The sequence below is a fragment of the Curtobacterium sp. PhB191 genome (assembly GCF_004346515.1).
In the GTDB taxonomy this organism is placed as follows: domain Bacteria; phylum Actinomycetota; class Actinomycetes; order Actinomycetales; family Microbacteriaceae; genus Curtobacterium.
Window position 1 is genome coordinate 54,735 of record NZ_SMBV01000005.1, and the last position, 23,720, is coordinate 78,454.

Here is a 23,720-nt window from a genome sequence, read left to right on the forward strand (position 1 = left end):
CGGACGGGACGTCGCCGGGCGCGGCGCCGCCGCCGTTCGTGCTCACGACGCGTCGGCCGGTGCCGCCGGCTCCGTCCGACGGGTACGGAGCGTCTCCGGGATCGACGCGAGGTAGGCGTCGAGGTTGCGCTTGGTCTCGACGACGTTGTCGCCACCGAACTTCTCGAGCACGGCGTCGGCGAGCACGAGCGCCACCATCGCCTCGGCCACGACCCCGGCGGCCGGGACCGCGCAGACGTCGGACCGCTGGTGGTGCGCCGAGGCGTCCTCGCCCGAGACGACGTCGACGGTGTGCAGCGCGTGCGGCACGGTCGCGATCGGCTTCATGCCGGCACGGACGCGCAGGACGGTGCCCGTGGACATGCCGCCCTCGGTGCCACCGGCACGGTCGCTCGTGCGGTAGATCTCGCCGTCCTCACGGTAGAGCTCGTCGTGGGCCGCGGAGCCGCGACGGCCAGCGGTCGCGAAGCCGTCGCCGACCTCGACGCCCTTGATCGCCTGGATGCCCATGATCGCCGCGGCCAGACGGGCGTCGAGCCGACGGTCCCACTGGACGTGCGAGCCGAGCCCCGGCGGAACACCGTAGAACAGCACCTCGACGACGCCACCAAGGGTGTCGCCGTCCTTCTTCGCGGCCTCGACCTCGGTCACCATGCGCGCCGAGGTGTCGGCGTCGAAGCAGCGCAGCTGGTCGTCGTCGAGACGGTCGACGTCGTCGGGGAGCGGCAGGTCGGTGCCGTCCGGCACGCGGACCGTGCCGACCTGCAGCGTGTGCGCGACCGACCGCATGCCGAGTTCGGCGAGGAAGGACTTCGCGACGGCGCCGAGCGCGACGCGGGCCGCGGTCTCACGGGCGCTCGCGCGCTCGAGGATCGGGCGGGCCTCGTCGAAGCCGTACTTCTGCATGCCGACCAGGTCGGCGTGGCCCGGACGCGGGCGGGTCAACGGGGCGCTGCGGCCACGCGACATCTCGGTGGACTCGACCGGCTCGGGGTTCATGACCTCGACCCACTTCGGCCACTCGGTGTTGCCGATCCGGATCGCGATCGGGCTGCCGAGCGAGAACCCGTGCCGGACACCGCCGGACACGTGCAGCTCGTCCTGTTCGAACTTCATGCGCGAGCCGCGACCGTAGCCGAGCTTGCGGCGCGCGAGATCGGTACGGATGGACTCGAACGACACCGGGACACCCGCGGGCAGGCCCTCGAGCATCGCGATCAGTTCGGGTCCGTGGGACTCACCAGCAGTCAACCAACGAAGCATGCTGCAATCCTCCCACAGCGCACCGCCGTGCGACGTCGCCGCCCTACTGGTAGTCGGGGTGTGCCCGGAGCCACGCCTGGAACTGCTTCACGGCGACGAGGTGCTCGTCGTAGGTGTTCGAGAACACCGTCTCGCCGGTCTCCAGGTTCACCGTCACGAAGTACAGCCACTTGCCCGGGGCCTCGTTCGTCACGGCCTTGATGGCGATGTCCCCGGGGTTCGAGATCGGTGCCGGCGGCAGCCCCTCGTGCACGTACGTGTTGTACGCGTTCGACTCGTCGGCGCGTTCTGCGTCGGTCGTCGTGACGGTGTGGGTGTTGCCGGTGCCGTAGGCGACGGTGGCGTCGGACTGCAGGCGCATGCCCTGGTCGAGCCGGTTCTGGAACACCCGCGCGACCTTCGGGTAGTCGGCGGCGAGGCCGGCTTCCTTCTGCACGAGCGATGCGAACACGATGACGTGCTCCTGGTCGGCCTCCTTGACGCCGGCGGCGGCCAGGTGCTCCTTCATCGTGTCGACCATCGACCCGAAGTACTGCTCCGCGGTCCACCCCGGGTTGATCGGGTACGTCGCGGGGAACAGCCAGCCCTCGAGCGTGGTGACGCCGGACGGCAGGTCGTACGCGGACACGTCCTTCGCGGCCTTGGCGACCTCGGTCTTGGTGAGCCCGGCCTTCGAGACCATGCCGGCCTCGATGTCCGCCAGCGCGGTGCCCTCGGGGATCACGATCGAGGCCTGCACGCGGTTCTTCTCGTCCTGCAGCGCGGCCAGGGCCGACTTCGAGCTCATCTGCTTCTTCAGCGAGTACGAACCCGGCTGGAACTGCACGTCGGGCGACGCCAGCAGCAGCTTGTAGAAGACCTTCGAGTCCTTCACGACCCCGCTGCGCTGCAACGTCGCGGCGACGTTCTCGCCGATGTCGCCCTGCTTGATCGTGATGGTGACCTTGGCCTTGCCGGAGCCGGTGTAGTCGTCCGGTTCGGTCGAGCCGCTGACCGCGGCGACGATCTGCTGGATCTTCGGGGCGGCGAACGCGTACGCGCTCACCCCGCCGGCCACGACCACGGCGACGATCACGATGCCGGCGATGAGCGGCCCGCGTCGGCGCTTCGGGCGCGGTTCACGCGGCGGCCTGGAGGCTCCCCCGCGTCCGCCACGGCCACCCCGTCCGCCGCCTCCCGCGGCTCCACCGCCACCGGTGCGCCCGGCGTCGTCGGTACCGTCGGGCCCGTCGGACCCGGCTCCGCCGGCGGCGGGCGCCGAGGGCACCTCGCCGGTCAGCAGCGCGGCGACCTCGGGATGGAGTTCGAGGGCCGCCTGCTGCGGTCGCACGGGCTCCGGTGCCGGCTGCTCGCGCGGAGCGGTCGAGTCGGGGTCCACGCGGTCGGCAGCGGCGGCGGGCTCCCCGGGTGCCGGCTCGGAGTCGGGCCCGGGGGCGGCGTCGCGACGAGCGCGCTCCGCTTCGAGCGCCCGAGCCTCGCGGCGGGACATCGGACGGTCCGGCTGCGGGGTCACCCGCGAGGCGTCGTCACGGTCATCGGTACCTGCTGCGCGGTCGGAAGTGGTCTTCCGCCGCTCGGCTTCGTTGCCGGGCGCGATGATCGCGTTCCAGTCCAGATCGTCTGCCAACGGTTCTCGGTCTCTCGGTCGGGAACTCCGCCTGGGCACCGTCGTCCTCGGGTGACGGAAGGGCAGCCGGGTCGCGGTGGGTTGCCCTGTCAGGGAAGCGTGGTGCCCGGAGGGGCACCGGCACTGCGTTCGTGGTCGAGCGCGTGTTGCAGAATGATAACAGCGGCCGCTTGGTCGATCACGGACCGCGACTTCTTCGTGTTCTTGCCGGCCTGGTGGAGTCCGCGTTGCGCGGTCACCGTGGACAGTCGTTCGTCGACCAGCCGGACCGGGCGGCGCTCGGCGATCCGGGCAGCGAACGCCCGCGCGTCGTCCGTCGACGGGGTGTCGCCGCCGGACATCGACAGGGGCAGTCCGACGACGAGCTCGAGCACGTCGTACTCGTCCGCGATCTCGAGGATCCGACGCAGGTCGGTCGAGTCGTCGCGACGCACGGTCTCGACCGGCGTCGCCAGCAACCCGTCGCGGTCGCACACGGCGATCCCGATCCGGGCGCGGCCTACGTCCACGCCGAGCCGCCGCCCGGACCGGATCGCCACGATCAGCCCGCGATCCGAGCGGTCACGGCGCGGAGCGCAGCCGGGAGCGCAGCCGGGTCGGTGCCGCCGCCCTGGGCCAGGTCCGGCTTGCCGCCGCCGCCGCCACCGAGCACACCGGCGGCCTCCTTGGCGAGCGGACCCGCCTGGACGCCCGCGGAACGCGCCGCGTCGTTCGTCGCGACGATCACGATCGGCTTCCCGCTCACCACGGCACCGAGCACGACGACGGCAGCGCCGTCACCGAGCTGCGCGCGCACCCCGGTCGCCAGCGAGCGCAGGTCGTCGCCGGACTGCAGGCCGTCGACGGTCTCGGCCACGACGGTGGTCGTGCCGACGGTCGTCGCGGTCCGGGCGATCGACGGGACCCGCTGCTGCAGGTTCGCCGACTCGAACTCGGCGATCCGCTTCTGCGCGGTGCGGAGGTCCTCCATGAGCGACTGCACACGCGTGGGCAGGTCGGCACGCGGGGCCTTCAGCGCGCTGGAGAGCTGCGAGACGATGGTCCGCTCGACCGCGAGGTCACGGAAGCCCTCGAGCCCGACGAGCGCTTCGACACGACGGTTCGTCGACCCGACGCTCGACTCCCCCACCAGGTTGACGAGTCCGATCTGGGCACTCGACGCGACGTGCGTCCCACCGCAGAGCTCGCGCGACCACGGACCACCGATGTCGACCATGCGGACCTCGGCGCCGTACTTCTCACCGAAGAGCGCCTGCGCACCGAGCGCCTTGGCCTCGTCGATGGGCATGATGCGGGTCGAGACCTCGAGGTCGGTGCGGATCGCGGTGTTGACGACCTCCTCGATCTCGGAACGGGTCGCGAGCGAGATCGGCTGCGACCACGAGAAGTCCAGGCGCATGTAGCCGGACTTGTTGTACGAACCCGCCTGCAGCGCCTCGGGGCCGAGGATGTCGCGGAGCGCGGCGTTCACCAGGTGCGTCGCGGAGTGCGCCTGCGTGGCGCCGCGACGGTACTCGGCGTCGACCACGGTGCTCGCCGCGTCGCCCACGCCGACCTCGCCCGAACGGACCTGGACGGTGTGGCTCCAGAGGCCGGCGACGGGACGCTGGACGTCGAGGACCTCGAGGTCGAAGCCGTTGCCGACGATCGATCCCTGGTCGGCGTCCTGGCCACCCGACTCGGCGTACAGCGACGTCTCGCCGAGGACGACCTCGGCGATGTCGCCCGCCACGGCCCGGTCGACGCTGACGCCGCCGACGATGATGCCGAGCACGTTCGTCTCGGCCTCGAGCGCGTCGTAGCCGAGGAAGACCGTCTCGCCCTTCGCCCGGAACGCGCTGTACACGCTCAGGTCGGCGATCGCGGTCTTCTTGCTCTTCGCGTCGGCCTTCGCCCGGGCACGCTGCTCGGACATCAGGGTCTCGAACGCGGTCCGGTCGACGTGGACCCCGGCCTCTTCGGCCATCTCCATCGTCAGGTCGATCGGGAACCCGAAGGTGTCGTGCAGCAGGAACGCGGTGTCCCCGCCGATGGACGGAGCACCGTCCTGCTTCGCGCGCTCGACGGCGACGTCGAGGATCGTCGTGCCCTGCGCGAGCGTGCGGAGGAACGTCTCCTCTTCCGCGTAGGCGATCCGCGCGATGCGGTCGTAGTCGGACGCGACCTCGGGGTAGGCGTCGCGCATCGCGTCGCGGGACGCCGGGAACAGCTCCGGGAACGTCGCGGTCTCGACCCCGAGCAGGCGCATCGCACGGACCGTGCGGCGCAGCAGACGACGCAGGATGTACCCGCGGCCCTCGTTCGACGGGCTCACGCCGTCGGCGATGAGCATGAGCGCGGAGCGCACGTGGTCCGCGATGACCCGCATGCGGACGTCGTCCTCGTGCACGGCGCCGTAGCGGCGGCCGGAGATCTCGGACGCGCGGTCGAGGACCGGGCGGACCTGGTCGATCTCGTACATGTTGTCGACGCCCTGCTTGATGAAGGCGACGCGCTCGAGCCCCATGCCGGTGTCGATGTTCTTGTTCGGCAGCTCGCCGGTGATCTCGAAGTCGTACTTCGAGCGGACGTCCGCGATCTGGTACTGCATGAACACGAGGTTCCAGATCTCGACGTACCGGTCGTCGTCGGTGGCCGGGCCGCCGTCGATGCCGTACTCGGGCCCGCGGTCGAAGAAGATCTCGGAGCAGGGACCGGCGGGTCCGGGCTGGCCGGTGGACCAGTAGTTCGTGTCCTTGCCGAGTCGCTGGATGCGCTCCTCGGGCAGGGAGGAGTGCTGCTTCCAGAACGCGATCGCCTCGTCGTCGTCCTCGTAGACCGTCACCCAGAGGTCGTCGGGCGAGAAGCCGAGCCCGCCGTCGGACTCCGGGTTCGTCAGGAACTCCCAGGCGAACTGGATCGCCTGCTCCTTGAAGTAGTCGCCGAACGAGAAGTTGCCGTTCATCTGGAAGAACGTGCCGTGGCGAGGGGTCTTGCCGACCTCTTCGATGTCGTTCGTGCGGATGCACTTCTGCACGCTCGTGGCACGGGGGTACGGCGCGGGGACGAGCCCGGTCAGGTACGGGATGAACGGCACCATGCCCGCGACCGTGAAGAGGAGCGACGGGTCGTCGGAGACGAGGGACGCGGACGGGACGACGGTGTGGCCGCGGTCACCGAAGTACTGGAGCCAACGGCGGCGGATCTCTGCGGTCTGCATGGTGCTTCCTGGGTTCAGGTCGGGGGTGGGAGGTGGAGGCGGGACGACGGTGCGGCCGGACCGCGGTGGAGCTCGACGACTCAGACGTCGGTGCGGAGCTCGGCCCCGCGGGACCGGTACCCGTCGGCGACCGCGCCCGTGAAGGCCTTCGTGCTCGCGTCGACGACGGCGAAGAGCCGTGCGCCTCCGGGGGTCCTGGCGACCTGGTGCGCCACGGCGAACCCGATGACGACGCCGACCGCGACGAAGAACAGCTGCTTCACGGTGCCTCTCCCTCTGTGCACCCTGGCGGTGCATGCCCGGACAAGCTTAGCCGCCGGGCACTTCGGGGCCGGAACGCCGAACGGCGGGCCGTCCTCGAGAGGACGACCCGCCGTTCGGGTGTGATCAGTGGATCAGCGAGCTGCGTAGTACTCGACGACGAGCTGCACTTCACAGGTCACGGGGACCTCGGCGCGCTTCGGGCGACGCACGAGGCGGGCCTGGAGCTTGTCGATCTCGACCTCGAGGTAACCCGGGACCTTCGGCAGGACTTCCTGGTGGCCACCGGCAGCGGCGACCTGGAAGGGCTCCATCGACTCGGACTTCGGCTTGACGTGGATCAGCTGGCCCTCCTTGACGCGGAAGGAGGGGCGGTCCACGAGCTTGCCGTCGACCAGCAGGTGACGGTGCACGATCAGCTGACGGGCCTGCGCGGTGGTGCGGGCGAAGCCGGCACGGACCACGAGGGCGTCGAGGCGCTGCTCGAGGAGCTCGACCAGGTTCTCACCGGTCAGGCCCTTCGTCTTGCGGGCCTCTTCGAAGACGATGCGGAGCTGCTTCTCGCGGATGCCGTACTGGGCGCGCAGACGCTGCTTCTCACGGAGGCGGACGGCGTAGTCGCTGTCCGCACGACGGCGCGTACGGCCGTGCTCACCGGGGCCGTAGGGGCGCTTCTCGAGGTAACGGGCCGCCTTCGGCGTCAGCGGGATGCCGAGTGCGCGCGACAGGCGGGTCTTGCTGCGGGTACGTGACTTGGTAGACACAGGGTCCTTTTCTCTGTTCGAACTGAATACTCACCGGAGGCCGGGCACGCGAGTGCCCGTGGCCCCGACGACGGGATCCAGAGGGATGAGCCTGTGGGATCGGACGGCTACAGTCCGAACCTCTGCCCCCGTACCACCGGAGTGGCACTCTGTCCTCAACGCAGCCGTGCTCGAGGACCAGGACGTAGGCCCGGCAATGCTAGCAGGAAGTCGACGTGCCGTCCTACTGCCCGCGGGTGATCTTCCGGAGTCGTTCGAGCCGCGGACCGACCTCGCGCTCGTAGCCGTTCGCCGTCGGGGTGTAGTACTCGGTGCCCTCGAGCGCATCGGGCAGGTACTGCTGCTCGGCGACCCCGTGCTCGGCATCGTGCGAGTAGACGTAGCCCTTGCCGTGGCCGAGTCGCTTCGCCCCGGCGTAGTGCGCGTCGCGCAGGTGCATCGGCACGGTGCCCATCCGGCCGGCCTTGACGTCCGCCATCGCCGCGTTCACACCGTTGTAGGCGGCGTTCGACTTCGGCGCGGTCGCCAGGTACACGACGGCCTCGGCCAGGGGGATGCGGCCCTCGGGCATGCCGATGAGCTGCACGGCCTGGGCCGCCGCGACGGCGATGGGCAGCGCCTGCGGGTCCGCCATGCCGATGTCCTCGGACGCCGAGATGATGATCCGGCGCGCGATGAACCGGGAGTCCTCGCCCGCTTCGATCATCCGCGCGAGGTAGTGCAGCGCGGCGTCGACGTCGCTCCCCCGCACCGACTTGATGAACGCGCTGATGACGTCGTAGTGCTCGTCGCCCTGCCGGTCGTACCGCAGGAGTGCACGGTCGACGGCCGCGGCGACGGTGTCCGCGTCGACCACCGGCACGGTGTCGTCGTCGTCGTCCTGGGCCGCGGTGGCCGAGGCCGCAGCGGCCTCGAGCGCCGTGAGGGCGCGTCGGGCGTCACCCGAGGCCAACCGGACGATGGCCCCGCGTGCCTCGTCACCGAGGACGACCGCGCCACCGAGGCCGCGGGGGTCCTCCACCGCACGGTCGACGAGCATGCCGAGGTCGGCGTCGGTGAGCGGCTTGAGCGTCAGGAGCAGGGACCGGGACAGCAGCGGGGAGATGACCGAGAACGACGGGTTCTCGGTGGTGGCCGCGATGAGGATCACCCACCCGTTCTCGACCCCGGGCAGCAGGGCGTCCTGCTGGGCCTTGCTGAACCGGTGGATCTCGTCGAGGAACAGCACGGTCGTGGACCCGTAGAGGTCGCGGTGGGTGAGGGCCTTCTCCATGACCTCGCGCACGTCCTTGACGCCGGCGGTGACCGCGGAGAGCTCGACGAACTCGCGCCCGGACTGCCGCGCGATGGCCTGTGCCAACGTGGTCTTGCCGGTGCCGGGAGGACCCCAGAGGATGACCGACACACCGCCCGGGTTGTCGCGGGTACCGGTGGCGAGCTGCACGAGCGGCGACCCGCGGCCGAGCAGGTGCTGCTGGCCGGCGACCTCGTCGAGGCTGGTCGGGCGCATCCGGACCGCGAGCGGGACGGAACCCTGCGCGAGACCGGCGCGACCGCCCGTCGTGGGCGCACGCATGCTCGAACGGTCCGCTGCCATGCACCAATCGTAGGCCGACCCACTGACAGCCCCGCGCCTCCCAGGCCGTTGATGGTGACGACTCGGATACGCTCGTTCCACACTGCGACGAGAGGGCAGAACAGCACCGTGGCACCGAAGAACCCAGCGCGCGACAACCGCGAGGCGCGCGAGCGTCTCCGTCTCTACCAGGCCCGCCAGGGACTCCACGACCGGCAGCGCCGCCGGCGGGTGCGCGACAACCTGGTCGGCGCCGGTGTCCTCGTGCTGGTCGCCGCCCTGGCCACCGGGTCACAGCTCGCCTTCGCGGGCTCGCAGGGCAACGGGTCGGCGGACGCCAGCGCGAGCGCCACCGCCACACCGACGCCCTCGGCGAGTGCCACGGCGGCGAACACGGGCGACGTGCCGAGCAAGGAGATCGCGAAGGGCGCGACCTGGACGGGCTCGCTGACGCTCAACAAGTCGATCGACCTCGGCATCGAACTGGACGGCGCGAAGGCTCCGCAGGCCGCGAGCGTCGAGATCTCGTTGATCAAGGAGCAGTTCTACAACGGCACCACCTGCCACCGGCTGGCCGACAGCGACGGGTTGAAGTTCCTGCAGTGCGGTTCGGCGAACGGCGACGGCACGGGCGACGCCGGGTTCGAGTACGGCCCGCTCGAGAACGTCCCGAGCGACGGCGTCTACGACGAGGGCACCATCGCGATCGCGCGGTCGACGTCGCCGTACTCGCAGTCGACCCAGTTCTTCATCGTCTACGGCGACACCACGCTCGACGGCTCCACGGGTGGCTACACGGTCGTCGGGAAGGTCACGAGCGGCCTGTCCGAACTCGAGTCGAAGATCGCCGCGAAGGGCATCTCGTCGCCCGGCCAGGACGGCACCGGTGAGCCGAAGGTGGCGACGACGATCACCTCCGCGACCATCGCCCAGGAGAAGTAGTCCACAAGCCGTTGCGTCCGGCGGGCCGCGGAGCCCGTCCGTGCAATAGGCTGACGACCTGACCGTGCCGACGGTGACGTCGGCGATGCACGACCACGATCGAGGCGAGACCTGTGGGATCTGACGAAGCAACGACCTGGGGGCGGGTCGACGAGAACGGGACCGTGTACGTCCGGTACGAAGAGACCGAACGTGCTGTCGGTGAGTACCCGGACGCCACCCCCGAAGAAGCCCTCGCCTACTTCGCGCGGAAGTACGCCGACCTCGAGGGGCAGGTGAAGATCGCCGAGCAGCGCGTCCAGCGTGGTGCGTCGGCGAACGACGTCGCCCGGACGGTCGAGCACCTGACGACCCTGGTGGCCGAAGCCCGCGTGGTCGGTGACATCAAGTCGCTCGAGACCCGCGTGGGTGCGCTCACCGAGCAGCTCGGCTCGCTCACCAAGGAGCAGGCGGAGCAGGCGCAGCAGGCCCTGAACGACGCCCTGGCGCACCGTGCGGCCCTGGTCGAAGAGGCCGAGGCACTCGCGGCGGTCGACCCGGCACGCGCGCAGTGGAAGCAGATCACCGCGCAGCTCGACGACGTGTTCGCCCGCTGGCAGCAGCACCAGCACGACGGCCCGCGCATCCCCAAGAACGAGGCCAACGAACTCTGGAAGCGGTTCCGCGCAGCGCGGTCCACCGTCGACCAGCACCGTCGCGCGTTCTACTCCGAGCTCGACGCGCAGCACCGCGACGCCCGCACCCGCAAGCAGGAACTCGTCACCCAGGCCGAGGCACTCGCCTCGCGCGGGTCCGACGCGATCCCGGACTACCGCCAGCTGCTCGACGACTGGAAGAACGCCGGGCGCGCCGGCAAGCGCCACGACGATGCCCTCTGGGCACGGTTCAAGGCCGCCGGTGACGTGCTGTTCGAGCAGCGCCACGCCGAGAGTGCAGCAGAGGACGAGGAGTTCTCGGGCAATCTCGAGGCCAAGCAAGCACTCCTGACCGAGGCCGAGCCGCTGCTCAAAGCGACCGATCGGGTGGCGGCGCGCAAGACCCTGACCGGCATCCAGCGCCGCTGGGACGAGGTCGGCAAGGTCCCCCGCGCGGACGTCCGCCGCATCGAGGACCGCCTGCGTGCGATCGAGGACCACGTGCGCGGGCTCGAGGACGCGCACTGGAAGGAGTCCAACCCGGAGCGCAAGGCCCGGCAGACCGGACTCGCCAGCCAGCTCGAGGACGCCATCGGCAAGCTCGAGTCCGAGCTCGCCGACGCGCAGGCCTCCGGCGACGCCCGCAAGATCAAGGACGCCCAGGAAGCGCTCGACGCCCGCAAGATCTGGCTCGACGCCCTCGGCAGCTAGTCACCGCACACGACGACGCCCCCGTGACCGATCGGTCGCGGGGGCGTCGTCGTGTGGTGCCGTGTGGGCACTGTCTGCTGGCGTCCGGTGTGGCGCCGCCGTTCAGACCGGCGTGGGCAGGCCCAGCAGCAACCGGATGTCGAGGTCGTCCTGCCGCATCTGCGTGGCGAGCTCGTCCATCGAGTCGAACTTCACCATGCCGCGGACGTACGAGACGAACAGCACCGAGATGCGGTCGCCGTACAGGTCGAGGTCGACGTCGAGCAGGTGCGCCTCGATCTGCTTGGCGGGCACGCCCTCGAACGTCGGGTTGTTGCCGACCGAGACGGCCGCCGGGTACACCGTGCCGTCGTGCAGCACCCGCGCGGCGTAGACGCCGTCGGCCGGTGCGAACCCCTCGAACGCCGGGTCGAGGTTCGCCGTCGGGTACCCCATGGCGCGCCCGCGCTGGTTGCCGTGCACGACCGTGCTGCGGACCGCGTGCTCCCGCCCGAGCAGCCGAGCGGCCTCGGCCACCCGCCCGTCGCCGAGGAGTTCACGGATCCAGGTCGACGAGACGCGTCGCTCGCCGTCGGGGCGGACGTCGTCCACCAGGTCGACGTCGTCGATGAGCTCGACCGTGAAGCCGTGCTGCTCCCCCAGGGTGCGGAGCAGGGCGACGTCGCCGGCACCCTTCGCCCCGAAGCGGAAGTCGCTGCCGACGAAGACGAGCCGGGCGTGCAGGGTGTCGACGAGGATCTCGGACACGAACGCCTCGGGCGACTTCGACTGCAGTTCCTCGTCGAAGCGGAGCAGCAGGGTGGCGTCGACCCCGGCGTCGTCGAGGAGCTCGCGCCGCTGCGCCGTGCTCGTGAGGGCCGGCGGGACGTGCTGCGGGTCGATGACGTTGAGGGGGTGCCGGTCGAACGTCACCACGGTGGCGACCAGGCCCTGCTCGTGGGCGGCACGCTCCAGGTGCGCGATCACCGCGCGGTGTCCGACGTGCACACCGTCGAACTTGCCGATCGTGACGGCGCTCGGACCGAAGCCCTCGGCCACGTCGGCGATGTCGTCGTAGAACTGCACGGCTGCTCCTACTCGCCCACGGGGGCGGTGGTCGATGCGGGCACCGGTTCGACCGTCGCGGTGCGGTGGTGCTTGCGGAGCCACCAGAGTCCAGCGATCGGCAGCACCAGCGGCGCGAAGGCGTACCCCATGCCGTAGTACGACCAGATCGTGTCGTCGGGGAAGAGCTGCCGGTCGAACAGCGAGAGCGTGCCGATGACGAGCACACCGGTCATCTCGAACACGATCGTGACGCACGCGACGCGGTACCAGAAGCGTCCGGGCACGATCAGGGCGATCATCGCCACGATGTACACGACGGCGGCGATGGCGCTCACCGTGTACGCGAACGGCGCGAAGGAGAACTTCTCGATGATCTGCACGACGCTCCGGCCCGTCGCCGCCAGGGCGAGGATGCCGTACACGGCGATGAGGACGCGGCCGATGCCGGTCGCGAGTGAGGATCTGGTCGCCATTGCACCGATTCTACCGACGTGCGCGGACCACCATGACGCTCGGCGTCAGTTCAGGGCGAACCAGATCTGGTACATCCGGTAGATCATGACCGCGACGGTGAAGGCGCCGGCGCCGAGGACGACGGTGCTCCACTTCGTGCGGTCCACGAGCGCCCAGACGATGGTCGCCGGCGGCACCAGGAGCACCGACACGGCGTAGACCCCGAACTCGAGGGCGTTGCCGTCCGGTGGGCTGCCCGTCGCGGGCAGCACGATGGAGATGACGCCCTGCACCAGGAGCAGGACCTCGATGAGCGCGAGGGACCCCACGGTGTAGTCGTTCGGCTTCCAGCCGATGAAACCGACCACGACGGCGAACAGCCCGGCCAGGACCGCGACGACGAGCTGGACCCACATGAACCACTCGATCACGCGTGCGCCCCGTTCTGCGACGCCGGAGCAGCCGGCGCCGGGAAGTTCGTGATGACCCGGAGCAGTCCGCGCCGGACCGAGACCAGTCCGACGAGGCGATCGTCGTCGACGGCCACCGCGGCCACCGGCTCGTCCGAGTCGGGGTGGTCGGCTGCGACGCGCTTGCCGTCGGTCAGGTCCTTCGCCGCGGCCGCGTCGAGCGACACCGACGAGAACAACCGGCGTGCCACGTCGGCCGGACGGGCGAGCGCCGCGCGGACGTCGACGGCGTCGTCCTCGAGGTCGATCGCGTCGGCCACGTCGAACGGACCGACCTGGGTGCGGCGGAGCGCGGTGAGGTGCGCGCCGGTGCCGAGGGTGGCGCCGACGTCGCGTGCGAGAGCCCGGACGTACGTGCCGGACGAGCAGGTCACGACGACGTCGAGGTCGACGACCGCCACCTCGGCACCGTCGACCGTGACGGTGCGGTCGTTCCGGCCGGTGACGTCGAACCGCGAGACGGTGACCGTGCGGGACTTCAGCTCGACGGTCTCGCCCTTGCGCGCCAGGTCGTACGCGCGGCGCCCGTCGACCTTGATCGCGCTGACGGTGGACGGGACCTGGTCGATCGTGCCGCGCTGCAGGGCGACGGCACGTTCGACGGACTCGTCCGAGACGTCCGCTGCGGCGACGCCGGTCGCGGCGGACGGGGTGCCGTCGGCGTCGTCGGAGTCCGTGGACACGCCGAGCCGGATGGTGGCGGTGTAGGTCTTGCCGAGGCCCACCAGGTGGGTGAGCAACCGGGTGGAGTGCCCGATCCCCAGGAGCAGCAGCCCGGTCGCCATCGGGTCGAGGGTCCCCGCGTGGCCGACCTTCTTCAGACCGAGGCGGCGGCGGGCGATCGACACGACGCGGTGGCTGGAGATCCCCTGCGGTTTGTCGACGAGGAGGATGCCGTCCGGCACGGTTTCGAGCACCAGAGGAGATTACCAGCGCCGGTCAGCAGGCGTCGTTCCACTCGCGACGAGGGTGCTCGGGATCGGTGACGTCGAGGACGGCGGAGGCGGCGATCTTGACGTCCGCCCGACGTTCGAGCCGGCCGACTTCCTGCTCGACCCACAGCGACCAGCGCCAGAGCCCGCGGACCCCCGGGGCCAGCAGCCCGTGCCCGTGCACGACCAACACGCCGTCACCGGCGCCGGTGGTGCGGAACGGGGCGACCACTTCGTCGCGCAGCGTGTCGGGATCGGTGGACGGCGACGTCGCGGCCATCGCGGACACCCCGTGCTGCTCGAAGCCGGCCACCAGCGTGGCGGCGACGTGTTCGAGATCGGTGCCGTCCTGCCCGTCGATGCCGATCACGGTCCGGTTCGTGCCGACCTGCGCGATCACCTCAGCAGCGATCGCGGCCATCGTGTCGGTCTCTTCGGGTGCCCAGCGTGCCATGCGTCCACCGTAGGCTGTCGTGGTGAACGCGAGCAGTGCCTCCCAGCCGGATGTGGAGAACGCGAGCGTCCCCGACATCGCGACCCCGTTGACCACCTGGTTCCGACAGGAGGCCCGCGACCTGCCGTGGCGTCGCCCCGGCTTCCCCGCGTGGGGCACCCTGGTCAGCGAGATCATGCTGCAGCAGACGCAGGTCTCGCGCGTGATCCCCCGACTGGAGGCGTGGCTCACCCGGTGGCCGACGCCTGCGGACCTGGCGGCGTCGCCCCCGGCGGACGCGGTGCGTGCCTGGGACCGGCTCGGCTACCCGAGACGCGCGCTCGCGCTGCACGCGGCGGCCACGGTGATCGCCACCGAGCACGGCAACGTCGTCCCACGGGACGTCGAGGCGCTGCTCGCGCTGCCGGGGATCGGCGACTACACGGCACGGGCCGTCGCCGTGTTCGCGTACGGCGACCGGCACCCGGTCGTCGACGTCAACGTGCGGCGGGTCCTGAAGCGCGCGCTCCTCGGCCAGGGCGAGCCCGGGCCGGCGAAGGCCAAGGACGACCTGCCCCTGATGGAGTCCGTGCTGCCGGCCGACCGCGACGACGCCGCTGCGACGAACGCGGCGGTGATGGAACTCGGAGCGCTCGTGTGCGTCGCCCGCTCCCCCGCGTGCGATGCGTGCCCGATCGCGGACCGCTGCGCCTGGCGTGCGGCCGGGTACCCCGAACACGACGGGCCACGCGCCCCGAAGCAGGCGAAGTTCGCCGGCAGCGACCGGCAGGTGCGCGGGCTGATCATGGCCGAGCTGCGTGCGAGCGACGTGCCGGTCGCCCGCTCGGAGATCGAACCGGTCTGGCCGGACGCCGAGCAGCGGGACCGAGCGCTCGCGTCGCTGCTGCGCGACGGGCTCGCCGTCGGCGACGACACCACCGGGTACCGGCTGCCGGACGCCTGACGTCTCCGCCATGCACGACGCACGAGCGCCCCGCCGCACACGGTGCAGCGGGGCGCTCGGACGCTCGTCGGGCTACGCCCGCGCCACGTCCTGCTCGTCGTCGGACTCGTCGTCCTCGTCCTCGTCGTGCTTGTACGGGTCGGCGTCGCCGGCGAACATCGCACCGACCGACGCAGCTCGCACCTGCTCGTCACGCACCTGGGCCTGCACGAGCAGGTCCTCCATGTGCGCCGAGGTCTCCGGCAGTGCGTCGGCGATGAACTCGAGCGACGGGGTGAGCCGCGCCGTGATGTTCTTGCCGACCTCGGAGCGGAGCATGCCGGTCGCGGCCTTGAGTGCCGCGGCGGAGTCGGCGCGCTCCTCGTCGGTGCCGTACACGGTGTAGAAGACCGATGCGTGCTGCAGGTCTCCGGTCACGCGGACGTCGGTGATCGTCACGAACCCGAGACGCGGGTCGCGCAGACCCTTGTCGAGACGGCGTGCGACGACTTCCTTGATGCGGTCCGCCATCTTGCGTGCGCGCTGCGGATCGGCCATGGGTGCCTCCTGAGGCAGTGGCGGGACGTTCCCGCCGGTGGTTCTGCGTGGAAAGGGGTCGGGCCCCGACCTCCCGCGAAGGGAGGCCGGGGCCCAGGGTAGTCACACGATCAGTCGCGCGGCTTCTCGACGAGCTCGGTGGTCTCGATCTCGTCACCGATCTGGAGATCGTTGAACTTGCCGAGACCGATACCGGCCTCGAAGTCCGTACGGACCTCGGTGACGTCGTCCTTGAAGCGACGGAGCGACTCGATCGCCAGTCCGTCGGCCAGGACCACACCGTCACGGATGACGCGCGCCTTGGCGTTGCGCGTGATCGTGCCGGAGCGGACGATGACACCCGCGATGTTGCCGAACTTCGAGGAGCTGAAGACCTCGCGGATCTCGGCGACACCGGACTGGACCTCTTCGTACTCGGGCTTGAGCATGCCCTTGAGGGACTGCTCGATGTCGTCGAGTGCGTTGTAGATGACCGAGTAGAAGCGCACGTCGATGCCTTCGCGCGCCGCACGCTCGCGGGCCTTGACGTCCGGACGGACGTTGAAGCCGACCACGATGGCGTTGTCGATCGTGGCGAGGTCGATGTCCGACTCCGTGATCGCACCGACACCGCGGTGGAGGATGCGGAGCTGGACGCTGTCGTCGACCTCGATGTCCAGGAGCGACTGCTCGAGTGCCTCGACGGCACCGGAGACGTCACCCTTGATGATGAGGTTGAGCGAGTCGACCTTGCCCTCTTCGAGTGCACGGGTGAAGTCCTCGAGCGAGATGCGCTTGCGGGCCTTGGCCAGCTGGGCGTTGCGCTCGGCGGCTTCACGCTTCTCGGCGATCTGACGTGCCGTGCGGTCCTCTTCGGTGACGAGGAACGTGTCACCGGCGCGGGGCACCGAGGACAGACCCTGCACCTGGACCGGGCGGCTCGGCGTGGCGGCCTTGACCGCGACACCGTTCTCGTCGGTCATCGCACGGACGCGGCCGTAGGCCGTGCCCGCCACGATGGCGTCGCCGACGTGCAGCGTCCCGGACTGGATGAGGACGGTCGCCACCGCACCACGGCCCTTGTCGAGCCGTGCTTCGATCGCGACGCCGCGGGCGTCCTTGTCGGGGTTCGCACGCAGGTCGAGCCCGGCGTCAGCGGTGAGCAGCACGGCGTCCAGGAGGTCCTGGATGCCGATGTTCTGCCGAGCCGAGACGTCGACGAACATGACGTCTCCGCCGTACTCCTCCGCCACCAGGTTGTACTCGGTGAGCTGCTGGCGGACCTTGGCCGGGTTCGCGCCTTCCTTGTCGATCTTGTTCACCGCGACCACGATCGGCACGTTGGCCGACTGCGCGTGGTTCAGCGCCTCGATCGTCTGGGGCATGATGCCGTCGTCCGCCGCGACCACGAGGATCGCGATGTCGGTGACCTGCGCACCACGAGCACGCATGGCCGTGAAGGCCTCGTGACCCGGGGTGTCGATGAACGTGATCGGACGCTCGATGCCCTCGTGCTCGGTGACGATCTGGTACGCACCGATGTGCTGGGTGATGCCACCGGCTTCACCCTCGACGACCTTCGAGTTCCGGATCGCGTCGAGCAGTCGCGTCTTACCGTGGTCGACGTGACCCATGACGGTCACGACGGGGGGACGGACCTGCAGGACGGAGTCGTCCTCGTCGGCGTACTCGGCATCGATGTCGATGTCGAAGCCCTCGAGGAGCTCCTTGTCCTCGTCCTCGGGCGAGACGATCTGGATCTTGTAGCCCAGCTCGTCACCGAGGACCTCGAACGTGGCCTCGTCCAGCGACTCGGTCGCGGTCGCCATCTCACCGAGGTGGAACAGCACCGTGACCAGGTTGCCGGGCATGGCGTCGATCTTGTCCGCGAAGTCCGAGATGCTCGCACCGCGACGGAGTCGGACGACCGTGTTGCCGTCGCCACGAGGGACCTGCACACCGCCGAGCGACGGGGCCTGACGCATCTCGTACTCGGCGCGCTTCGTCCGCTTCGACTTGCGGGCACGGCTCTTGCCGCCACCACGACCGAACGCACCGGCGGTACCACCACCGGGGCCACGACCACGGCCACCGCCACCGGCGGGACGCGGGCCGCTGAAGGCCGGACGCGGGAAGCCGCCACCGGCACCGCCGCCGGCACCCGGACGGGCGCCACCGGGGCCGCCACGACCGCCACCCTGGCCCGGGCGCTGCCCGAAGCCGTTGGGACGGTTCGCCTGACCGGGTCCACCCGGACGCGGTGCACCCGGACGCGGGACGCCGGGACGCGGGGGCTGCGGACGCGGGATGCCCGCTCCACCGGCACCAGCGGCGGGGCGCTGGCCCATGCCCTGGTTCGAAGCGAAGGGGTTGTTGCCGGGGCGCGGCGGGCGCGAGCCCATGCCCTGGTTCGACGCGTAGGGGTTGTTGCCCGGACGTGCGCCGGGCTTCGGGCCACCGGGCTTCGGGCCGGCAGCGGCGGGCTTGGCACTCGAGCCAGGCTTCACCGCGTCGGTCTTCGGCTCGTCACCGGTCGAGTCGGCCGGCTGCGTGGCAGCCTGCTGCTCGGCGGCGGCCTTCTCGGCACGGGCCTTCTGTGCGGCCTCGGCCTCAGCCTGTCGCTGGGCGACGGACTTCGGTGCGGCCGGGGCCGGGACGTCCTCGGCAGCAGGTGCTGCCTGGACCTCGGGCTCCGGTGCGGGTGCCGGACGGACCGGGCCGGGGCGCGGGCCACCGGGCTTCGGCGCGCCGGACGCAGGCGTGCTGCTCTTGGCCGGCGTGCTCGGCGCGGGGGCCGAGGCTGCGGGCTTGGATGCCGGGACACCGTCCGCCTGCAGGGCGGCACGGAGCTTCCGGGCTACGGGGGGCTCGATGCTCGAGCTGGCACCCCGGACGAACTCGCCGAGCTCCTTGAGCTTTTCGAGTGCGGTCTTGCTGTCGACGCCGAGTTCGCTTGCGATCTCGTGTACGCGTGGTTTAGCCACTGTTCTCCTTCACGGGTCCCACCCCGTAAAGGGCAGGACTCAATGGATGACGGGTCTCATTTCGAGCCGCTCATCAGTTGTCCATAAGCCGTTCAGCCTGTTCTGTCATGTCCGGGCGCTCGGTCGACGCTCGTGAGAGGCCGACGATGTGGTCGAGCACCGCGGACGTGTCGGGATCGCGATCCAACCGGAGCGCACGGCGGAAAGCCCTGCGCTTGACGGCCAGATCGTAGGCATCGACGGTCGGTGTGAGCCATGCTCCCCGGCCCGGCATGACTGCCTTCGGATCCGCCACGACGCGGCCATCGCTCAGGGCGACGACTCGGAGGAGTGAGGATCGGGAAGCGCGACGACGACTGCCGATGCACGTTCTGACGGGAACCACTCTACTCCTTGCCTCGGACGTCCGCGATCCGGCGCGCCCTTCTGGGCACGCCGGCGGCGAAATCGCCTAGTCGTCGCCGTCCAGGATGGAGTCCGGCTGGATGTCGATCCGGGCCCCGGTGAGCTTGGCGGCCAGGCGGGCGTTCTGCCCTTCCTTGCCGATCGCGAGCGACAGCTGGTAGTCCGGCACGAGTGCGCGGACGGCCTTGGTCGACGCGTCGAGCACGAAGGCGCTGGTCACCTTGGCCGGCGACAGGGCACTCGCGACGAACGCCGACAGGTCCGGGGACCAGTCCACGATGTCGACCTTCTCGGCACCGAGCTCGTTGGTGACGGCACGGACGCGCGCGCCCAGCTCGCCGATGCAGGCACCCTTCGCGTTGACGCCGGGCTCGTTCGCCTTGACCGCGATCTTCGTGCGGTGACCGGCTTCGCGCGCGAGCGACGTGATCTCCACGACGCCCGAGGCGATCTCCGGCACCTCGAGGGCGAAGAGCTTCCGGACCAGGCCCGGGTGGGTGCGCGACACCGTGATCTGCGGGCCCTTGTTGCCGCGGGCGACGCTCGTCACGTACACGCGGATGCGCGAACCGTGCGCGTAGGACTCGCCCGGCACCTGCTCTTCGGGCGGCAGGATCGCCTCGACCGTGCCGAGGTCGACCATCACCATGCGCGGGTTCGGGCCCTGCTGGACCACACCGGCGACGATGTCGCCTTCCTTGCCGCGGAACTCGCCGAGGATCTTGTCATCACCGATGTCGCGCAGGCGCTGGTTGATGACCTGCTTCGCCGCGAAGGCCGCGATGCGACCGAAGTCGCTCGGCTGGTCGACGGCTTCACCGATGACGGTGCCCTCGTCGTCGAGCTCGGGGACGTAGACACTGACCTCGCCGGACTTGCGGTCGAGCTCGACACGCGACTGCGCGTGGGCCGGCTCGCCGTTCTCTTCGGCGTGCTTCTGGTAGGCGGTCAGGATGGCAGATTCGATGATCTGGACCAGTTCGTCGAACGGGATCTCCCGCTCGCGCTCCATGAGTCGCAGGACTGCGAGATCGATCTTCACCGAGGTGCCTCCGTATTCAGATGAGTCGCTCCTGCGGATGGAACCGTCGCAGAAGTCGGCCACAAGCGTACCGCACTGCGGCTCGCGGACCCGAGTCGAGACGGACGGGAGGCCCGTGGCGGCGTCGCCACGGGCCTCCCGTCCGTTGGGTGGTCGCGTCCAGGACGCGACCCGCTAGATCGCGCGGACCGCGTCGAGCAGCTCGGCGACCGGCACGTCGCGGCGTTCGCCGCTGGCACGGTTCCACAGCTCGACGACGCCGTCGGCGGCGCCGCGGCCGGCGACGACCACGATCGGCATGCCGAGCAGCTCGGCGTCGCGGAGCTTGACGCCGGGCGACACCTTCGGACGGTCGTCGTAGAGCACGTCGAACCGCTCACCCTCGAGCTCGGCGACGATCGACGTCGCCAGCTCGTAGGCGACCTGGTCACGGCCGGTGGCGACGATGTGCACGTCGAACGGTGCGACGTTCTTCGGCCAGGCCAGGCCCTTGTCGTCGTTGTGCGCCTCGGCCAGGATCGCCAGGATGCGCGTCACGCCGATGCCGTACGAGCCCATCGTGACGGTCGCGAGCTTGCCGTTCTCGTCCTGCACCTTGAGGCCCAGGGCCTCGGCGTACTTGCGGCCGAGCTGGAAGACGTGCCCGATCTCCATGCCGCGGGCGGTCTCGAGCGGACCCGAGCCGTCGGGCGACGGGTCCCCCGCGCGGACGTCCGAGACCTCGGCGACACCGTCGGCCACGAAGTCACGGCCGGCGACCAGGCCGGAGACGTGCACGCCGCGCTCGTTGGCGCCGGTGACCCAGGCGGTGCCGTCGACCACGCGCGGGTCGACGAAGTACCGGATGCCCGTGGCGCTCTCTGCGCCGAGGACCTGCGGACCGATGTAGCCCTTGACCAGGCCCTTGTGCTTCTTGAAGTCGTCGTCGCCTGCGGCTTCGACCTCGGCCGGGGCGAACGCCACCTCGGCGCGCTTCAGGTCGACGTCGCGGTCACCGGGGAGCCCGACGACCACGACCTCGCGCGTGCCGTCCAGGTGCGTGAGGGCGAGGACGACGTTCTTCAGCGTGTCCGCGGCGGTCCACGGCGCGCCGTCGCGCGGGGCGACCTCGTTCGCGTGGGCGACGAGCGTGTCGATCGTCGGGGTGTCCGACGACGGCAGGAGCACCGCGTCGGGCTGCCCCTCGATCGGCAGCGACGCGGGCACGGGCGTGACGTAGGCCTCGACGTTCGCCGCGTAGCCGTTGGCGCTGCGGACGAAGGTGTCCTCGCCCACGGCGATCGGGTGCAGGAACTCCTCCGACTTGGAGCCGCCCATCGCGCCGGCGTCCGCCTTGACGATGACGTACTCGAGGCCGAGGCGGGCGAAGATCTTCTCGTACGCGTCGCGCATGACCTGGTAGCTGCGCTCGAGGCCCTCGTCGGTGAGGTCGAACGAGTAGGCGTCCTTCATGGTGAACTCGCGACCGCGCAGCAGACCCGCGCGCGGGCGTGCTTCGTCGCGGTACTTGTCCTGGATCTGGAACAGCGTGACGGGGAGGTCCTTGTACGACGAGTACAGGTCCTTCACCAGCAGCGCGAACATCTCTTCGTGCGTGGGGGCGAGCAGGTAGTCGGAGCCCTTGCGGTCCTGCAGGCGGAACATGCCGTCGCCGTACTCGGTCCAGCGGTTCGTCGCCTCGTACGGCTCGCGCGGCAGCAGCGCCGGCAGCAGCACTTCCTGCGCACCGGCAGCGACCATCTCGTCGCGGATGATCCCCTCGATCTTGGCGCGCACCCGGAGACCGAGCGGCAGCCAGGCGAAGATCCCCGGGGACTGGCGACGGACGTACCCGGCGCGGACGAGCAGCTTGTGGCTCGTCACCTCGGCGTCGGAGGGGTCGTCGCGGAGCGTACGGAGGAACAGATGCGAAAGCCGTGTGACCACGGGGCCAGCCTAGCGGCGTGCGCCGACGGCGCGGCACGGGAGGGGGCGCACCGTGCGAGGTTCGCCGCACGGTGCGAGGTCCGGGCGGGCGCGCACCGTGCGCGGTTCGCCGCACGGTGCGGCGCAAGCCGCATCGTGCGGTGTCACAAGCGCGCACCGGACTGCTTTCCCGTCACGGGTTCGCGAAGTCCGCACGGTGCGGACGGGACGCCCGGTGCCAGGCCGCCACGGGCCTCCCGTCCGGCACGCCGCGACGCTCGTCGTGCGCGGACGCGCACCGTGCGAGGTTCGCCGACCGGTGCGGCCTCAGCCGCACCGTGCCGCCCGCTGACCCCGCACCGAGCCGTCAACCCGGCACACAGTGGCGGAATCCGCACCGTGCCGGAGCGCGCGCTACGGGGTGGTGATGACCTCGGGGCTGCCGAGCGCGGCCTCCGGCCCCATCTCGTCGGCGATGCGGTTCGCCTCGGCGATGAGGGTCTGCACGATCTCGTGCTCCGGCACCGTCTTGACGACCTTGCCCTTGACGAAGATCTGGCCCTTGCCGTTGCCCGATGCGACGCCGAGATCGGCCTCGCGCGCCTCGCCCGGGCCGTTCACGACGCAGCCCATGACGGCGACCCGCAGGGGGACGGACATGCCCTCGAGGCCCTTGGTGACGTCGTTCGCCAGCTGGTAGACGTCGACCTGGGCCCGGCCGCAGCTCGGGCACGAGACGATCTCGAGCTTGCGTTCGCGCAGGTTGAGCGACTGCAGGATCTGCAGGCCGACCTTCACCTCTTGCGCGGGCGGCGCGGACAGGGACACGCGGATGGTGTCGCCGATCCCCTCGGCCAGCAGGATGCCGAACGCGGTGGCGCTCTTGATGGTGCCCTGGAACTCGGGGCCGGCCTCGGTCACACCGAGGTGCAACGGCCAGTCGCCGGCGGCGGCGAGCTGGCGGTAGGCCTTGACCATGACGATCGGGTCGTTGTGCTTGACCGAGATCTTGAAGTCGTGGAAGTCGTGCTCCTCGAACAGGCTGGCTTCCCACACGGCGGACTCGACGAGCGCCTCGGGCGTGGCCTTGCCGTACTTCTGCAGCAGGCTCGGTTCGAGCGACCCGGCGTTGACGCCGATGCGGAGCGACACGCCTGCGGCCTTCGCCGCGGCGGCGATGGCACCGACCTGGTCGTCGAACTTGCGGATGTTGCCCGGGTTGACGCGGACCGCGGCGCAGCCGGCGTCGATCGCCTGGAACACGTATTTCGGCTGGAAGTGGATGTCGGCGATGACCGGGATCTGCGACTTCTTCGCGATGATCGGCAGCGCGTCGGCGTCTTCCTGCGTCGGCACGGCGACCCGGACGATGTCGCAGCCCGAGGCCGTGAGCTCGGCGATCTGCTGCAGCGTCGCGTTGATGTTCGTCGTCGGGGTCGTGGTCATCGACTGGACGGACACCGGAGCATCGCCGCCCACGAGCACCTTGCCGACCCGGATCTGGCGCGACTTGCGTCGGGGGGCGAGGGTTTCGGGCGACTTGGGCATACCGAGGTTCACAGCGGGCACGTGAGCACTCTACGCGCTCGCT

Annotated in this window: 21 protein-coding genes; 3 read left to right on the forward strand and 18 right to left on the reverse strand. The window is 70.5% G+C overall.

Annotation, left to right across the window (positions count from 1 at the left end):
* Window positions 1–42: 42 nt before the first annotated feature.
* The 7 genes from aroC to EDF48_RS09665 form a co-directional block, all read right to left on the reverse strand.
* On the reverse strand, window positions 43–1,263 hold the full coding sequence (aroC, locus tag EDF48_RS09635) for a chorismate synthase (protein ID WP_123294309.1): 1,221 nt from the start codon (window positions 1,261–1,263) through the stop codon (window positions 43–45).
* Window positions 1,264–1,306: 43 nt separating this feature from the next.
* Window positions 1,307–2,890, reverse strand: a complete 1,584-nt coding sequence (mltG, locus tag EDF48_RS19415; protein ID WP_243698081.1) for an endolytic transglycosylase MltG — start codon at window positions 2,888–2,890, stop codon at window positions 1,307–1,309.
* 89 nt (window positions 2,891–2,979) lie between these two features.
* Window positions 2,980–3,423: a Holliday junction resolvase RuvX gene (ruvX, locus tag EDF48_RS09645; protein ID WP_173168791.1), complete on the reverse strand. Its 444-nt coding sequence runs from the start codon at window positions 3,421–3,423 to the stop codon at window positions 2,980–2,982.
* A gap of 8 nt (window positions 3,424–3,431) precedes the next feature.
* Window positions 3,432–6,089 (reverse strand): alanine--tRNA ligase, encoded by a 2,658-nt coding sequence (gene alaS / locus EDF48_RS09650; protein ID WP_123294307.1) that lies wholly within the window; start codon window positions 6,087–6,089, stop codon window positions 3,432–3,434.
* An 80-nt stretch (window positions 6,090–6,169) separates the two neighbouring features.
* Window positions 6,170–6,352 carry a hypothetical protein gene (locus tag EDF48_RS09655; RefSeq protein WP_111083901.1) on the reverse strand — a complete coding sequence of 61 codons (183 nt, stop codon included), beginning with the start codon at window positions 6,350–6,352 and terminating at the stop codon, window positions 6,170–6,172.
* 132 nt (window positions 6,353–6,484) lie between these two features.
* Window positions 6,485–7,114: a 30S ribosomal protein S4 gene (gene rpsD / locus EDF48_RS09660; protein WP_111083900.1), complete on the reverse strand. Its 630-nt coding sequence runs from the start codon at window positions 7,112–7,114 to the stop codon at window positions 6,485–6,487.
* A 223-nt stretch (window positions 7,115–7,337) separates the two neighbouring features.
* Entirely contained in the window at window positions 7,338–8,690 is a 1,353-nt protein-coding gene (locus EDF48_RS09665; RefSeq protein ID WP_111084157.1) for a replication-associated recombination protein A, read from the reverse strand.
* Window positions 8,691–8,819: 129 nt separating this feature from the next.
* On the opposite strand from EDF48_RS09665, the gene EDF48_RS09670 reads away from it, so the two are divergent.
* A complete protein-coding gene (locus tag EDF48_RS09670) occupies window positions 8,820–9,632 on the forward strand; it encodes a peptidylprolyl isomerase (protein ID WP_131879644.1) in 813 nt (270 codons plus the stop codon).
* A gap of 113 nt (window positions 9,633–9,745) precedes the next feature.
* Entirely contained in the window at window positions 9,746–10,978 is a 1,233-nt protein-coding gene (locus EDF48_RS09675; RefSeq protein ID WP_173168634.1) for a DUF349 domain-containing protein, read from the forward strand.
* Between the two features lie 102 nt (window positions 10,979–11,080).
* Here the strand turns inward: EDF48_RS09675 and EDF48_RS09680 are convergent, their stop codons facing one another.
* Genes EDF48_RS09680 through EDF48_RS09700 form a run of 5 tightly spaced genes read right to left on the reverse strand, consistent with a single transcriptional unit; the run spans window position 11,081 to window position 14,334 of the window.
* Window positions 11,081–12,043 (reverse strand): bifunctional riboflavin kinase/FAD synthetase, encoded by a 963-nt coding sequence (locus tag EDF48_RS09680; protein ID WP_123937788.1) that lies wholly within the window; start codon window positions 12,041–12,043, stop codon window positions 11,081–11,083.
* Between the two features lie 8 nt (window positions 12,044–12,051).
* Window positions 12,052–12,498 (reverse strand): hypothetical protein, encoded by a 447-nt coding sequence (locus tag EDF48_RS09685; RefSeq protein WP_123339724.1) that lies wholly within the window; start codon window positions 12,496–12,498, stop codon window positions 12,052–12,054.
* A gap of 45 nt (window positions 12,499–12,543) precedes the next feature.
* A complete protein-coding gene (locus tag EDF48_RS09690; RefSeq protein ID WP_123937787.1) occupies window positions 12,544–12,909 on the reverse strand; it encodes a hypothetical protein in 366 nt (121 codons plus the stop codon).
* Window positions 12,906–13,865 (reverse strand): tRNA pseudouridine(55) synthase TruB, encoded by a 960-nt coding sequence (gene truB / locus EDF48_RS09695; protein WP_131879646.1) that lies wholly within the window; start codon window positions 13,863–13,865, stop codon window positions 12,906–12,908. The genes EDF48_RS09690 and truB overlap by 4 nt, the downstream gene beginning before the upstream one ends.
* Before the next feature lie 22 nt (window positions 13,866–13,887).
* Window positions 13,888–14,334: a hypothetical protein gene (locus EDF48_RS09700; protein WP_131879648.1), complete on the reverse strand. Its 447-nt coding sequence runs from the start codon at window positions 14,332–14,334 to the stop codon at window positions 13,888–13,890.
* An 88-nt stretch (window positions 14,335–14,422) separates the two neighbouring features.
* Between EDF48_RS09700 and EDF48_RS09705 the strand changes: the two genes are divergently transcribed.
* Window positions 14,423–15,277 (forward strand): A/G-specific adenine glycosylase, encoded by an 855-nt coding sequence (locus EDF48_RS09705; protein ID WP_194672624.1) that lies wholly within the window; start codon window positions 14,423–14,425, stop codon window positions 15,275–15,277.
* Window positions 15,278–15,349: 72 nt separating this feature from the next.
* Here the strand turns inward: EDF48_RS09705 and rbfA are convergent, their stop codons facing one another.
* The 6 genes from rbfA to ispG all read right to left on the reverse strand — a co-directional run bounded on the left by rbfA (window position 15,350) and on the right by ispG (window position 23,677).
* Window positions 15,350–15,814 carry a 30S ribosome-binding factor RbfA gene (gene rbfA, locus EDF48_RS09710; protein WP_131879650.1) on the reverse strand — a complete coding sequence of 155 codons (465 nt, stop codon included), beginning with the start codon at window positions 15,812–15,814 and terminating at the stop codon, window positions 15,350–15,352.
* A 110-nt stretch (window positions 15,815–15,924) separates the two neighbouring features.
* Window positions 15,925–18,777: a translation initiation factor IF-2 gene (gene infB, locus EDF48_RS09715; protein WP_123339727.1), complete on the reverse strand. Its 2,853-nt coding sequence runs from the start codon at window positions 18,775–18,777 to the stop codon at window positions 15,925–15,927.
* 73 nt (window positions 18,778–18,850) lie between these two features.
* Complete coding sequence (locus tag EDF48_RS09720; protein WP_111083891.1) at window positions 18,851–19,162, reverse strand: YlxR family protein; 312 nt, start codon at window positions 19,160–19,162, stop codon at window positions 18,851–18,853.
* A gap of 66 nt (window positions 19,163–19,228) precedes the next feature.
* The gene (nusA, locus tag EDF48_RS09725) at window positions 19,229–20,224 is read right to left on the reverse strand and encodes a transcription termination factor NusA (protein WP_111083890.1); all 996 of its coding nucleotides are present in this window, start codon (window positions 20,222–20,224) and stop codon (window positions 19,229–19,231) included.
* Window positions 20,225–20,398: 174 nt separating this feature from the next.
* Window positions 20,399–22,150 carry a proline--tRNA ligase gene (locus EDF48_RS09730; protein WP_123937785.1) on the reverse strand — a complete coding sequence of 584 codons (1,752 nt, stop codon included), beginning with the start codon at window positions 22,148–22,150 and terminating at the stop codon, window positions 20,399–20,401.
* A gap of 393 nt (window positions 22,151–22,543) precedes the next feature.
* Complete coding sequence (gene ispG / locus EDF48_RS09735; protein WP_111083888.1) at window positions 22,544–23,677, reverse strand: flavodoxin-dependent (E)-4-hydroxy-3-methylbut-2-enyl-diphosphate synthase; 1,134 nt, start codon at window positions 23,675–23,677, stop codon at window positions 22,544–22,546.
* Window positions 23,678–23,720: the final 43 nt, after the last annotated feature.